The sequence below is a fragment of the Bdellovibrionales bacterium genome, from assembly GCA_041662785.1.
GTDB lineage: Bacteria > Pseudomonadota > Alphaproteobacteria > UBA9219 > UBA9219 > UBA8914.
This window is the reverse complement of record JBAZRW010000021.1, coordinates 1-12,481: the sequence shown is the minus strand read 5'-3', so window position 1 is coordinate 12,481 and position 12,481 is coordinate 1. Positions and strand designations below refer to the sequence as shown.

Genomic DNA, 12,481 nt, shown 5'->3' with positions numbered 1-12,481 from the left:
CCGGCGAAGGCCGGTATCCAGTCGCGCCGTGTCCACGGCGCATAAGAGTCTTATGCCGCGCAGACGCGCGGCGCTGGATCCCGCTTTTCAGCGGGATGACGAAAGGGGGGGTGTCCGTCCATGTGTCGTTTATTATAGCCGTTGGTACGACCTGTACACCTAACCAAAAGAGATATTCTATGTCCGGACATTCCCACGCCAAAAACATTATGCATACCAAAGGCATCAGTGATGCGAAAAAAGGCAAAGTCTTTAACAAAATTGCGCGTGAAATTATGGTGGCGGCTAAGCTAGGCGCGCCCGACCCTGCGCACAATCCGCGCCTTCGCGCCGCGCTGGCTGAGGCTCGCGTTAAGAACATGACCAAAGACCGCATTGAACGCGCGATTAAGTCGGGTCAACCCGGAGGAGCCGACGATAAGGGCGTTTATGAGGAAGTGCGGTATGAGGCCTATGGCGCTGGTGGCTCGGCGTTGATCATTGAGGCTCTCACGGATAACCGTAATCGCACAGCGGCAGAAATTCGCACCGCGCTGTCCAAAAACGGCGGCAATCTTGCTGAAACAGGTTCTGTCAGCTTTATGTTTGACCACGTGGGCGAAATTACCTATCCGGCGGCGACGGCCTCGGCGGATGCCATGTTGGAAGCCGTGATTGAGGCCGGCGGCGATAATGTAGAGAGCGAAGAAGACGCCCATTACATCACGATGAGTGTCGAGGATTTCGGCGCTGTCCGTTCCGCTCTAGAGGCCAAGTTTGGCGAGCCTTCAAGTGCGAAGCTTGTCTGGTATGCCAAAAACGATATTCCCGTGATGGGTGCTGCCGCTCAGACGCTTTTGAAGTTGGTCGATATTTTAGAAGATAACGACGACGTGCAAAATGTCTATGGCAACTATGAAATCAGCGATGAGGAACGGGCCGCTTTCGCTGCTTAGAACCTCTGCCGCTTAGGTCAGTCCCATTTTCCCACGTAGCACCGCCGCCATGCCATGATACATCATGGCATAGGTTCCTTCGGGATCGGCATGGACCACGGGCGTTCCCGCATCCGACATCTCACGCAACGCGAGCGCCAGCGGCATATGTCCAAGGAAGGGGATGTTCATCCGCTCGGCATCTTCGCGCGCGCCGCCGTGGCCAAAGATGGGTGTTATGCCGCGGCAGTGCGGGCATTCGAAGGCGCTCATATTCTCGATCATGCCCATAAGGGGCACACCCATTTTCTCGAACATCGCGACGCCCTTACGCACGTCTTGCAGCGCCAAATCCTGCGGCGTTGAGACGATCACCGCGCCCGTGAGCGGCACATGCTGCGCGATGGAAAGGGGCACGTCGCCCGTTCCGGGTGGCATATCCAAAATCAGAACGTCGCGCTGGCCCCAATCGACTTGATGCAGCATTTGCTTAAGCGCCCCGTGGATCATTGGCCCGCGCCAGATAATGGGGGCGTCCTCTGGCACCAAAAGGCCAATCGACATCGCGGCAATGCCCATTGCCTGATGCGGGATCAACAGGCCCTCCTCATTCTGTTCCATAGCCTCTCGTAAGCCCATCAGGCGCGGGATAGAGGGGCCGTGAACATCGGCATCCAGAATGCCGACTGAGAGCCCCGCCGCGTGAAGCGCCAACGCCAGATTGACCGCCGTCGTGGACTTGCCGACGCCACCTTTGGCCGAGGCCACGGCGATAATGTTTTTGACACCCTTGGGCAGCTCTGGCGGGTTAGAGGGTTGTGCTTGATCTTTTGGGGAAGTACTCGTGGCAGGCGCACCCCGATGTGCTGTCATGATGACAGAAACATTTCCAATGCCCGTTGCCCTTCTGACCTGTGCCAAGGCATTTTGGCGTATAGCCTCGATACCATCGCCCATAGCGGGATCGACTTCGATCACCAGCTGAATCTGGGGCTCACTGCCGTCCTCACCGCCTTGGATGGAGATGGCCGAGACCATGCCCGCATGAACGATGTTGTCGTCAGAATTGGGAAGCTCAACGCCGCCCAGTGCGCGCAAAATGTCAGCTTGAGAAGGAAGAGGCATAGGAAAAACCGTTGGTTATTAAAGATTTTAACGTCCCGAACCCTATCAAGCGAGGCACAGGCAGGCAAGAAATAGATTTGTCCGTTCTTTAAGGGCGTGGTATCAAAGAGGCCTAGACTCTTTTAAGGAGCCCCGCATCATGACGGCCACCTTTTCTCATCACCATATCCTTGGGATCGAACAGCTTTCGGCGCAGGATATTCGCACTATCCTTGATCTGGCCGCCCGTTACGCCATCCAAAACCGTTCAGCGCAAAAATCATGCGGCAAACTGGCGGGTAAAGTCATCGTCAATATGTTCTTTGAAAACTCGACGCGCACGCGCACCTCGTTTGAGATTGCGGCCAAAAGGCTGGGCGCGGAGGTTATCAACTTTACCGCTAGCGCCAGCTCAATGAGCAAGGGGGAGACTTTTTCCGATACGATCCGCGTGATGGGGGCGTTGCAGGCCGATGGCTTTGTGATCCGCCATCATGAGGATGGCTCGGTCAAGTTGGCCTCAACGCTTGTCGGCGGCGCGGTTCTCAACGCGGGCGACGGCGCGAACGAACACCCGACGCAAGCGCTGCTCGATGCGCTGACGATGGAGCGCCATAAAGGCAAACTAGAGGGGCTTAAAGTCGCGATTATTGGCGATATCAAACATAGCCGCGTGGCGAAATCGAATGCTCTTTTGCTTAAAAAGATGGGCGCTCACGTCTTTTTCTTTGCCCCGCCTCAGTTTGCTCGCCAAGAGTCGGATAAGCTGGGCGCGACCGTTTGCTCGACGATGAAAGAGGCACTGGACGGCAGCGATGTTATGATGATGCTGCGTGTTCAAAATGAGCGTCTCGCGGCGGGCGAGTTTGCGATGACAAGTGAGCATTATCATGCCGAATACGGCCTCACGCATGAAAAGCTGGCGTGGGCAAAGCCCGATGTGATCGTGATGCACCCTGCGCCTATGAACCGAGGCGTTGAAATCACCAGCGCTGTGGCTGATGATCCCAAGGTCAGCGTGATCTTTGAACAAATGGAAATGGGTGTTGCCGTCCGTATGGCGTGCCTTGATTTGCTTCTTTCAACAAACACCTAAAAGGTTTTGCCCATGACCGATACCTTTATCCTCGTCCTCGCCTATCTGCTGGGCAGTGTGCCGTTTGGGCTTTTGATCACCAAGGTGGCAGGCGCGGGGGATATTCGCGCGATAGGCTCTGGCAACATTGGGGCGACCAATGTGCTACGCACGGGCAAGAAAAGCCTTGCCGCGCTCACACTTCTTTTGGATATGCTGAAAGGCACGCTGGCCGTTGCTATCGCGCAGATCCTTGCGCCTGATAGCGCCACCATGGCGGCGCTGGTCGTCCTTTTGGGGCATATGTTTCCCGTGTGGCTGAGGTTTAAGGGCGGTAAGGGCGTGGCCACAGCGCTAGGCGTGATGCTCGCGCTATCGTGGCCCACAGCGGTGATGGCGATGCTGACGTGGCTGGCGGCGGCCGCCCTCTTGCGGATATCCTCGGCCAGCGCTTTGATCGCGATGGCATCCCTGCCCGTCTATCTGATCACATTTCAAGAGTCGACGCTGCTCCCCGTAACCATGATCATTATCGTGATGGTTTATGCTAAACACTATGGGAACATTATCCGCCTGATCACGGGGCATGAGCCGCGCATCGGCAAGCATCACCATAAGTCGTGAAGGCCATAGGCGCTGTCACGCCTACCGTCACTCCCGCGAAAGCGGGAGTCCAGTTTTCTTTTTTGAAAAACAAACGGGATGCCCGCTTTCGCGGGCATGACGGAAGGTATCCCTACCGAGGTGTTGTGATTTTGACCAGCTGATAGAAGTCAGCGAAGATGGTCTTCTTTTCGACTGTGCAGCCAAGGCCGCCATGCGGCAACCATGTGGCGATTTCCTTTGTCCATAAATCCTTGGCAAAAGGCTCTAGCACCAGCAAAACGGGATACCAGATAAAGCGCAAAGGGTGCCACCACTTAGATTTGGCAAACTCAACGACATGGATCGTGCCGCCTTTTTTTACGACGCGAAACGCCTCGTCGAAGGTCTTGCGACGAACGGCTTCGGGTTGTTCGTGCGGCAGAAAAAAGATGATCGCGCGATCATAGCCGTGATCCGCAAAAGGCAAATCGTTTGAATCACAGTGATAGTGATTGACCACGCTGCCCAGCAAGTCGGCAGGCGTTTTCCGGCGCGAGTTTTTGATCTGCTCAGGCGCGACATCGATAATGTCAAGCGTGCCGCCACCCGCCGCAACGCGCTGCGCGAGCATCGGCTCTAGCTGGCCATAGCAGCATGAGATTTTCAGCGTGCGTCCCGATACCGTATCGCCCAGCGCGGCCAGAACCCTGTCGCGCAGCGGCCCATAAAAGCCCCAAAGGATCAGGTTGATCAGCCAGTCGCGCTCAAAGATACGCACGGCCCAAGGCCGAACGTAGGCCCACCAATAATAGGTTTCAAGATAATCGGGAATGGCAATACCGTCGGTCTCTAGAACCGATTCATCCACCACAACATCGCGTGAAGCGACTTTAAGCGCAGCATCCGTTGGCAAGGAAAACTCTTTTTAAAAAGGAAGTTAGGACTTCTTGCCTTCTTTGATCTTGCCTTCTTTGAAAACAACATGCTGACGGATGCGAGGATCGTACTTCTTCAGCTCAAGCTTCTTGGTGTTGTTCTTGGGGTTCTTTTTGGTGACATAAAAAACGCCCGTGCCAGCTGTGCTGACGAGCTTGATGTCATTCTTTGTCTTAGCCATTTTCCGTTATCCTATTTTTAGAGCAGATCGCGATGAGGTTGGCCGCTTAAAGCGGACAACAAGTCGCGTGAATCTGCTCGGTGACCAATAAGTTAGAGCCTTTCCCTTGCATCACAATTGAAGCCATCCCATTAGGAAAGGCTCTAATCCGTTACGTAAGGTGTGGCGCAATGTCACGGAAACCTGCCCTTTTGTCAAGTTTCTTGGCTTTTGCCTTTTTGGGAAGGGAAATCAGCTCACAAAAAAGCTATTTTCTCTTATTTTTCAAAGCCTAACAAATCCTTGGCAGTTGTTCGCCTGCCAGCCAATCGACCATGCGTTGGCCGCCCAGTGTGGTCGTCATCTCAACAAAGGCGTGATCATCCTCAACCACCTCCCCGATGATCGCTGCCTCACGGCCATGTTCGTGACCTTTCATGGCCGTCAAAAGCGTTTGAGCCTGAGCCACAGGGCAAAAGGCAATCAGCTTGCCTTCGTTGGCGATATAGAGGGGGTCTAGCCCCAGAATCTCGCACACGCCGCGCACGGAGGCGCGCACAGGGATGGCTGCCTCGTTAAGGCGCATTCCTACGCCTGCCGCCCGCGCCATCTCGTTCAGTGAGGTCGCCAGCCCGCCGCGTGTGGGATCGCGCAAAGCGTGAATCGCTACGCCTGATTTTATCATGTTATCGATAAGCCCATTAAGAGCCGCGCTATCCGATAGAACGGGCTCATCAAACACAAGGCCTTCGCGCTGCGCCATCACCGCCACGCCATGATCGCCCAGCGTCCCACTGACGATAATCGCATCACCCGCGCGTATATTATGGACGGAGAGATCAACGCCCTCGGCGATCAGACCAACGCCTGCTGTATTGATAAACACGCCGTCAGCCTTGCCCTTTTCCACCACCTTGGTATCGCCTGTAACAATCTGCACGCCGCACTCCTGCGCGGCTTTGGCCATCGAGGTCACGATGCGCTCAAGATCGGCCAGAGGAAAACCTTCCTCTAAAATAAAGCCTGCCGAGAGCCATAGGGGCTTCGCGCCGCTTAAGGCGACATCGTTCACGGTTCCATGAACGGCGAGCGAGCCGATATCGCCGCCCGCAAAAAACAGTGGTGAGATAACATAGCTATCGGTGCTGAAGGCCAGCCGTCCCGCCGCAGGGATCGCAAGCCGCGCCTGATCATTCCCCTCGGCCAAGGCGGGATTGTCAAAGGCCTTGGCGAAAAGCTGGTCGATAAGCTGCGCCATCGCCCGCCCGCCGCTGCCATGCGTCATATCCACGCGGCCATTCTTGATATCGAGGGATCGTTCAAAGCGCTGGGTCATCGGGTTTCCTTCTATTAATCCGTGTATCCTGTTGTCATCCCCGCGCTCTCGTCCCACCGCTCTTGCGGTGAGCGAAAGGGCAAAGCGGGAATGACGCTACCCTTTTCGTCATTCCGCACAGCGGATAACGCGAAGGCGCCAGACGCGTGATGCGGAATCCCGTTTGGTTTGCGATGATGAAGAAAACAAACCGGATTTTGGTTTGCAGAGAGAAAAACAAACGGGATCCCCGCTTTCGCGGGGATGACGGGAGGGAGAACGCGGGAATGACGCGAAAAGTGTATGAACGTTCTCCCTATTCATCTTTTCTCCGCCCGTAACTGTAGCATGCGGCGCAGCCGCCTTCGCTGGAGACCATGCACGCGCCGATGGGGTTTTCCGGCGTGCAGACCGTGCCGAACAGCTTGCATTCCTCTGGTGATTTTGCGCCGCGCAAGATGGCGGGGCATTGGCACGCGGGATTTTCCTTGGCTGTGCTAGGCTCCAGCGCAAAGCGTTTTTCTGCATCAAACGCGCCATAAGCGTCTTTCAGTTTCAATGCGCTGTGCGGAATCCAGCCAAGGCCGCGCCATTCGAATGTATCGCGCAGATCAAAAACCTCGGCCATCAAGGCTTGCGCTTTCACGTTGCCTTCGGCTGTTACCGCGCGGGCGTATTCGTTCTCGACAACCGCCCTGCCCGCCTTCACCTGCCGCACCAGCATGAGGATAGCTTGCAGCACGTCCAAAGGCTCAAAGCCTGTGATCACGACGGGCTTGCCGTAAGCCGTGGCCGCAATCTCATAGGGGCGTGTGCCGATAATCGCGCTGACGTGGCTGGGGCCCACAAAGCCATCTGAGGGAGGTACGCCGTCCGCGCCTTCTGCGCTTGCCTCTAACAGCCATTTCAAAGCGGGCGGCGTGAGGACATGATTGCAAAAAACCGAGAAGTTCTTCAGCCCCAACGCCTGCGCTTGTTTCACAATCACGGCGGTGGGCGGAGTCGTCGTCTCAAAGCCGATGGCAAAGAATACAACCTCACGCGAGGGATTGTCTTTCGCCAGCATTACCGCGTCATGGGGCGAAAGCACCATCCGCACGTCCGCCCCCGCCGCCTTGGCTTTTAAAAGAGAGAGCCTCTGCCCGCCCGGCACGCGCATCATATCGCCATAGGTGCAAAGCGTAAGCGGATAACGCTGCGCCAGCTGAATTGCGGCATCAATCTTGGCCATCGGCAGGACACAAACAGGGCAACCAGGGCCGTGGATCATCTTGATTTCCGGCGGCAGCAAATCGGGCAGGCCAAAGCGGAAAATCGCGTGCGTATGGCCGCCACAAAACTCCATAAAGCGGAAAGGCTGTGCAGCAGGCCGAGCGCCTTGAGCCTCATTCTTGATCGCGGCGGCAAGTTTTTGGGCGAGGCCGCTATCGCGAAACTCGTCGATATACTTCACGCGTCGCCCTCCGCCGCCTTGTCCGCGATGGCTCTTGCCCCCGCCGCATGATACTCGTCAAACAGCGCAAGGGTCTTGGCGGCCTCCTCTGGATCGATTTTCGACAAAGCAAAGCCGACATGCACGATCACATAGTCGCCAACGGCCACGTTCTCAACCAGCGAGAGGGAAATGTCATGATTGACGCCGCCGACATTGGCTGTGGCGCGGTCGCTCTCTAAAAGCTCGGTAATCTTGGCGGGAATGGCAAGGCACATGATTCGCTGATCCTCATTTTCTTGGGCTGCGGGCGATATCAGCACGTCCCCCTCGCCATGGCAACTTTTTGTGTTTTTAACAGCCGTTTGAGTATGGCTTTTAAGGGAGGGAATTTGCTAGGCTGCCAGTATTATGAAAACCGCACGCCACACCCTAGATCGCCGCCTGAAACGCAATGTCCCCCTCATCGCCACTAACGAGTTTATTGGCAGTATTGGCTTTTTCTTTCCCGTCACGATCCTTATTTTTGAAAGCCTCACGGGTTCCTATACGCTCGCCATGAGCGTTTATTCCGTTATGGCTTTTGCCACCGCTTTTTTTGAGATTCCAACGGGCGTTTTGTCGGATCGTTGGGGGCGGCGTGGCGTTTTGATGGCTGGATCGGCTTGCGAGTTTCTGGGCGTTTCTTGCTACGCCTTGGCTTTTGGCGCGTCCCATCCGCTTTGGATGCTTTATCTTGGAATCACTTTCTATGGGCTCGCGCGGTCTCTTTTTAGCGGCAACAATGAAGCCATGATTCACGAAAGCCTTGCCGCCCTAAAGTGCAAGCACCAGTTTCCTAAAGCCGTAGGTCGATTCACATCAATGGGACAGGTAGGGCTAGCTTTAGGCGGTGTGGCGTGCGGCCTTTTGCTTTGGGCGGGTTTATTCTATCACACCCTCATTCTTCTGACCCTCATTCCCTTGGCCTTTAATTTGCTTGTCGCTTTTTTAACTGTTGAGCCGCCCATCCACATTATTGAAGAAGAAAATACAGTCGGCCATATGAAGGCGGCCTTGAAGCTGATTGTTAAAAACAAAAAACTTATGCTGCTTACTCTGGCCACGGGTCTTCAAAACGGCACGGGGTTTAGCAGCTATTACTTTACGGCAGGTTTTCTGGCCTCGGTCTGGCCCACATGGATGATTCCTTTATACAGAACGGGTCAGAACGGAATCGGCGCGATTAGCTTTTGGTTCGCGGGGCCTGTTGTGCGGAGTCTTGGTGCTATTCGCGTTCTTTTTGTCGGGTCGATTGTCGGCAACATCCTTGGCCTTGCCGCCTATGCGACTCAAGCCTTTTTCTCTCCCTTCTTATTGATGTTCACACAAATAAGCTATGCACTGGGAACGACGGCAGATCGAAGCATACAGCAAGAAAATTTCTCCGATGCGCAAAGGGCGACCATGGGATCGCTGATTTCTTTTTCAACGTCGATGGTGTTCGGGGTTTCCTCTTTGATCCTTGGCTTTTTATCCGATCTGACGTCTCCCGCCACGGCGCTTATTGGTTTGCTTGTTTTTAAGGCGGTCAGCGTTTTCTGGATTCAATACAAGCTGTACACAAAGCATCGCTAATACCAACGAGCCTTTGACCTGACACTTAAAGAAATACGAAAACGGGATTCCCGCTTACGCGGGAATGACAGGATTTGTGTTTAAGTTTAATCCTCTATCGTCATCCCCGCGAAAGCGGGGATCCCGTTTGTTTTCTTGCACAACAAGTCGTTTCACCCACCGTTTGTGCATAAAACATACCCCCCCCAACAAAAATCCCTGTTCAAGCGGCCTGCAAACGCGAGGCTTATGAACAGGGATTTTTTAAAAGTTTTCATCACTGCCTTGCGGCAGCGATGAATTACTTCTTCTTCGCTGCTGTTTTCTTAGCGGCGGGTTTCTTCGCGGCTGTCGCCTTCTTGGCGGGAGCCTTTTTCTTAGCTGCAGGCATAGTGACCTCCTGATTAGAGTAGAGAGTTATAATGATGTTGATAGCCCTATAAAGAGTCAACATCATTTTCTAATTACTTCTTGGGGAAAAGACTTTGATCACGTTTGCCTACGTCACGTTGCAGACCTGCAACAGCCCTCCCACTAGCCATAAGAAAAACTGACCTTAGTTTTTCTTATCTGTGTTGATGAGGGTTAGTAAGCACAATCATCGACTCACCCTTCAAAGTAATTTATTTATCTCATGCACTTTCCTAACGAATTATGAACAAATCGCCCCCCGACCGCGTTAAGCATAAAAATTTGCAATGAGCCATTTTCTTTGCGGCCAAGATGGGGTATCAATCGTTAGTGATATGTCTGTTGGCGTTGGGCCTGTAGCTCAGTTGGTTAGAGCGAACCGCTCATAACGGTTTGGTCGTAGGTTCAAGTCCTACCGGGCCCACCACCCTACGCTAAAGCTTCGGGTGGCAGGCCACCATGCGCTAAAGCTTCGGGTGGCAGGCCACCATGCGCTAAAGCTTCGGGTGGCAGGCCACCATGCGCTAAAGCTTCGGGTGGCAGGCCACCATGCGCTAAAGCTTCGGGTGGCGCAGCCACGCACCTAATTCGAGAGAGATTGCCTTATGTCCCTCATCTACCGCCTTCATCATCATCCCCTTGATCCGTCTTCAAGACGCATCCGGCTGACGTTGGCGGAAAAGAAAATTACGTTTGAAACCGTCATTGAAAAGCCGTGGGCCCCAAGGCCCGACTATCTGGCGCTTTCTCCGGCAGGCGATGTCCCGACGCTTGTCATCGAAAAAGGGGGCGAGCCCACCATCTCCCTGACCGAGGCCAGCGCGATCGGCGAGTATCTGGAAGAAACGATCCCAGCGCCGACCTTGCTGGGATCCGATCCCGTCGCCCGCGCCGAGGTCAGGCGGCTGGTTCACTGGTTTGAGTCCAAGATGTATGCCGAAAGCACGAGCCTGATCGTCGGCGAAAAAGCTCTCAAGCGCCTTCAAGGCGGCGGTGAGCCGGACAGCGCTTTGCTGCGTGCTGGCTATCAGAACATTCACGCGCATCTGGACTACATCAGTTGGCTGGTGGAGCGCCGAAACTGGCTGGCCGGAGACGATCTAACGATGGCGGATCTGGCTGCTGCCGGACAAATCTCGTGCATTGACTATCTGAACGATATGCCGTGGGAGCGTCATCCTCACGTCAAAGACTGGTATGCGCGCATTAAATCCCGCCCCTCGTTTCGTTCCCTTTTGGGTGATCATATCGCTGGCTTTATGCCGCCGAAGAACTATGCTGATCTGGACTTTTAACAAAGGAGTTGCCGCATGAAACATACACTTGTTGCCTTGATGCTTATCCTTGGCTTTACCGTTGGTATTGGCGCGCCGCCGGCCCATGCCGAAGAAGCTAAACCAGACGATTCGGTTGTTTTTGATCTTTCTGCTGAGCAATGGGTCACAACAAAAACGGCGCGGGTTATGCTGTCCGTTGAGGCTGCTGTCACCAACAATACGGCGGGCACGATGCGTGCCAGCATGACCAAAGCCGTCGGCGACATGGTCAAGGCTGATTGGCGTGTCGTTTCTTTTAACCGCGGTCAGGATCAAACAGGCATGGAGCGATGGAGCGCCCTTTATGAGGCCCGCGTGCCAGAAAACGAGCTTAGCGGTCTAAGCGATAAGGCCAAGCAAAACAGCAAGGCGGGCATGCAAATTACGGTGAACAATATCGATTTCTCCCCGACTTTGGAAGAAAATCAAGCCGCCACCGGCCAGCTCCGCACGCAACTTTACAAGATGGCCAATGAACAGTTGTCAGCCTTGAACGCGACGATCACGGGGCGTAGCTATCGCATCGCGATGATCGATTTTGCCAATGAGGGAATGCCGCACTCACCAAGACCCGCTATGTTCGCGCGGGGCAAAGCGATGATGCACACGATGGAAGCCATGGCAGGCGGCTCTCCTGATGGAGATTCTATGCCTCCTATGGAGCGTTCGGAAAAGCTGCTCTTAACCGCACGCGTTGTCTTATCCGCCGTCCCACCGGCAGCCTCTAAATAACAAAACAGGCTTCATTCATGCTTCAAGATGTAACCCTCCCCCCTCCTCAGGGGCAGCCGACCAAACGCGCCGTCATCATCCTGCACGGGCTGGGGGATAGCGCCGCTGGCATTATCTCTCTGGCCGAAGCCTTTCGCCCTGCCCTGCCGGAGACCGAGTTTTTGGCCCCTGACGCTCCCTTCCCTTGCGATTTCTCGCCCTTTGGCTTTCAGTGGTTCAGCGCGAATGACTGGACGTCCTCGGTCGTTTTGGAGGGCGTTATCAGGGCGGCGCAGCCGCTTAATGACTATATTGATTATGTGATGGAAAGCCGTGGCCTGACGCCTGATAAAGTCGCCCTCCTTGGCTTTTCGCAAGGCACGATGATGAGCCTTTATGTCGCGCCGCGCCGTACGCCTGCCTTGGCGGGCGTTTTGGGCTACTCCGGCGCTTTGATTGGCGGCGAAGAGCTTAAAAGCGAGAGGCAGTCCTCTCCCCCCATCCATCTTATCCATGGCAAAGATGATGATGTTGTGCCCTTTGTTTCCATGGCCAAGGCCGTGGACGGCCTGCGCGCCGTCAATCTCAATGTCTCAACCGAATCATGTGAGGGATTGGGACACAGCATCGATGACACAGGCGTCGCAAGCGGCCTGCAATTCCTTCGCCGGATATTTCTTTTGTAATGCGTTGTCGTTTTAGGGTGGGCGTGTAGGGGTTATACCAAACGGCGCATGAAACGACTCGTTGCGCTAGAAAACAAACGGTATCCCCGCTTTCGCGGGAATGACAGGTTTTGTGGCATAATGATCAAAAGGTGTGGGTAGATTCACGATTTTGAGAGCAAAAAGCTGATCATTTTTCTCCGCCGATCCTTCTTCAATCCTCGATGTATTTTGACCTTGTTTTTCCAGTGAGCGAAGGAG

Annotated in this window: 14 protein-coding genes and 1 tRNA gene; 8 read left to right on the top strand and 7 right to left on the bottom strand. The window is 54.6% G+C overall.

What is annotated here, in order from left to right:
• Nucleotides 1-179: 179 nt before the first annotated feature.
• Nucleotides 180-935, top strand: coding sequence for a YebC/PmpR family DNA-binding transcriptional regulator (locus tag WC612_08845; GenBank protein MFA6280870.1), 756 nt, complete (start codon nucleotides 180-182; stop codon nucleotides 933-935).
• A 12-nt stretch (nucleotides 936-947) separates the two neighbouring features.
• Here the strand turns inward: WC612_08845 and WC612_08840 are convergent, their stop codons facing one another.
• Nucleotides 948-2,039, bottom strand: a complete 1,092-nt coding sequence (locus WC612_08840; GenBank protein ID MFA6280869.1) for an Mrp/NBP35 family ATP-binding protein — start codon at nucleotides 2,037-2,039, stop codon at nucleotides 948-950.
• Between the two features lie 139 nt (nucleotides 2,040-2,178).
• Here WC612_08840 and WC612_08835 point away from each other — a divergent pair, with 139 nt between their 5' ends.
• The gene (locus WC612_08835; GenBank protein ID MFA6280868.1) at nucleotides 2,179-3,114 is read left to right on the top strand and encodes an aspartate carbamoyltransferase catalytic subunit; all 936 of its coding nucleotides are present in this window, start codon (nucleotides 2,179-2,181) and stop codon (nucleotides 3,112-3,114) included.
• A 12-nt stretch (nucleotides 3,115-3,126) separates the two neighbouring features.
• Nucleotides 3,127-3,717, top strand: a complete 591-nt coding sequence (gene plsY, locus WC612_08830) for a glycerol-3-phosphate 1-O-acyltransferase PlsY (protein ID MFA6280867.1) — start codon at nucleotides 3,127-3,129, stop codon at nucleotides 3,715-3,717.
• A 112-nt stretch (nucleotides 3,718-3,829) separates the two neighbouring features.
• Here plsY and rquA read toward each other — a convergent pair whose 3' ends face one another.
• From rquA to WC612_08805, 5 genes are all read right to left on the bottom strand, one after another.
• A complete protein-coding gene (gene rquA, locus WC612_08825; protein MFA6280866.1) occupies nucleotides 3,830-4,591 on the bottom strand; it encodes a rhodoquinone biosynthesis methyltransferase RquA in 762 nt (253 codons plus the stop codon).
• Nucleotides 4,592-4,615: 24 nt separating this feature from the next.
• Nucleotides 4,616-4,795 carry a 50S ribosomal protein L33 gene (gene rpmG / locus WC612_08820; GenBank protein MFA6280865.1) on the bottom strand — a complete coding sequence of 60 codons (180 nt, stop codon included), beginning with the start codon at nucleotides 4,793-4,795 and terminating at the stop codon, nucleotides 4,616-4,618.
• A 271-nt stretch (nucleotides 4,796-5,066) separates the two neighbouring features.
• Nucleotides 5,067-6,110 carry a hydrogenase expression/formation protein HypE gene (gene hypE / locus WC612_08815; GenBank protein ID MFA6280864.1) on the bottom strand — a complete coding sequence of 348 codons (1,044 nt, stop codon included), beginning with the start codon at nucleotides 6,108-6,110 and terminating at the stop codon, nucleotides 5,067-5,069.
• 295 nt (nucleotides 6,111-6,405) lie between these two features.
• Complete coding sequence (gene hypD, locus WC612_08810; protein ID MFA6280863.1) at nucleotides 6,406-7,542, bottom strand: hydrogenase formation protein HypD; 1,137 nt, start codon at nucleotides 7,540-7,542, stop codon at nucleotides 6,406-6,408.
• Nucleotides 7,539-7,799: a HypC/HybG/HupF family hydrogenase formation chaperone gene (locus tag WC612_08805; protein ID MFA6280862.1), complete on the bottom strand. Its 261-nt coding sequence runs from the start codon at nucleotides 7,797-7,799 to the stop codon at nucleotides 7,539-7,541. The genes hypD and WC612_08805 overlap by 4 nt, the downstream gene beginning before the upstream one ends.
• A 133-nt stretch (nucleotides 7,800-7,932) precedes the next feature.
• Here WC612_08805 and WC612_08800 point away from each other — a divergent pair, with 133 nt between their 5' ends.
• Both WC612_08800 and WC612_08795 read left to right on the top strand, forming a co-directional pair.
• On the top strand, nucleotides 7,933-9,138 hold the full coding sequence (locus tag WC612_08800) for an MFS transporter (GenBank protein ID MFA6280861.1): 1,206 nt from the start codon (nucleotides 7,933-7,935) through the stop codon (nucleotides 9,136-9,138).
• 740 nt (nucleotides 9,139-9,878) lie between these two features.
• Nucleotides 9,879-9,955, top strand: a tRNA-Ile gene (locus WC612_08795).
• A 2-nt stretch (nucleotides 9,956-9,957) separates the two neighbouring features.
• Here the strand turns inward: WC612_08795 and WC612_08790 are convergent.
• Entirely contained in the window at nucleotides 9,958-10,107 is a 150-nt protein-coding gene (locus tag WC612_08790) for a hypothetical protein (GenBank protein ID MFA6280860.1), read from the bottom strand.
• Nucleotides 10,108-10,133: 26 nt separating this feature from the next.
• Here WC612_08790 and WC612_08785 point away from each other — a divergent pair, with 26 nt between their 5' ends.
• From WC612_08785 to WC612_08775, 3 genes are read left to right on the top strand one after another with little or no spacing between them, the layout of a single operon-like run.
• Nucleotides 10,134-10,823 carry a glutathione S-transferase family protein gene (locus tag WC612_08785; protein MFA6280859.1) on the top strand — a complete coding sequence of 230 codons (690 nt, stop codon included), beginning with the start codon at nucleotides 10,134-10,136 and terminating at the stop codon, nucleotides 10,821-10,823.
• 15 nt (nucleotides 10,824-10,838) lie between these two features.
• Nucleotides 10,839-11,576 carry a hypothetical protein gene (locus WC612_08780; protein MFA6280858.1) on the top strand — a complete coding sequence of 246 codons (738 nt, stop codon included), beginning with the start codon at nucleotides 10,839-10,841 and terminating at the stop codon, nucleotides 11,574-11,576.
• Nucleotides 11,577-11,593: 17 nt separating this feature from the next.
• On the top strand, nucleotides 11,594-12,241 hold the full coding sequence (locus tag WC612_08775) for an alpha/beta fold hydrolase (protein ID MFA6280857.1): 648 nt from the start codon (nucleotides 11,594-11,596) through the stop codon (nucleotides 12,239-12,241).
• Nucleotides 12,242-12,481 lie beyond the last annotated feature (240 nt).

What these genes read in the sequence shown, in the direction of transcription:
- WC612_08845 (MFA6280870.1), top strand. Translation starts at nt 180, where the DNA reads ATGTCCGGACATTCCCACGCCAAAAACATTATGCATACCAAAGGCATC.
- WC612_08840 (MFA6280869.1), bottom strand. Translation starts at nt 2,039, where the DNA reads ATGCCTCTTCCTTCTCAAGCTGACATTTTGCGCGCACTGGGCGGCGTT.
- WC612_08835 (MFA6280868.1), top strand. Translation starts at nt 2,179, where the DNA reads ATGACGGCCACCTTTTCTCATCACCATATCCTTGGGATCGAACAGCTT.
- plsY (MFA6280867.1), top strand. Translation starts at nt 3,127, where the DNA reads ATGACCGATACCTTTATCCTCGTCCTCGCCTATCTGCTGGGCAGTGTG.
- rpmG (MFA6280865.1), bottom strand. Translation starts at nt 4,795, where the DNA reads ATGGCTAAGACAAAGAATGACATCAAGCTCGTCAGCACAGCTGGCACG.
- hypE (MFA6280864.1), bottom strand. Translation starts at nt 6,110, where the DNA reads ATGACCCAGCGCTTTGAACGATCCCTCGATATCAAGAATGGCCGCGTG.
- WC612_08805 (MFA6280862.1), bottom strand. Translation starts at nt 7,799, where the DNA reads ATGTGCCTTGCCATTCCCGCCAAGATTACCGAGCTTTTAGAGAGCGAC.
- WC612_08800 (MFA6280861.1), top strand. Translation starts at nt 7,933, where the DNA reads ATGAAAACCGCACGCCACACCCTAGATCGCCGCCTGAAACGCAATGTC.
- WC612_08785 (MFA6280859.1), top strand. Translation starts at nt 10,134, where the DNA reads ATGTCCCTCATCTACCGCCTTCATCATCATCCCCTTGATCCGTCTTCA.
- WC612_08780 (MFA6280858.1), top strand. Translation starts at nt 10,839, where the DNA reads ATGAAACATACACTTGTTGCCTTGATGCTTATCCTTGGCTTTACCGTT.
- WC612_08775 (MFA6280857.1), top strand. Translation starts at nt 11,594, where the DNA reads ATGCTTCAAGATGTAACCCTCCCCCCTCCTCAGGGGCAGCCGACCAAA.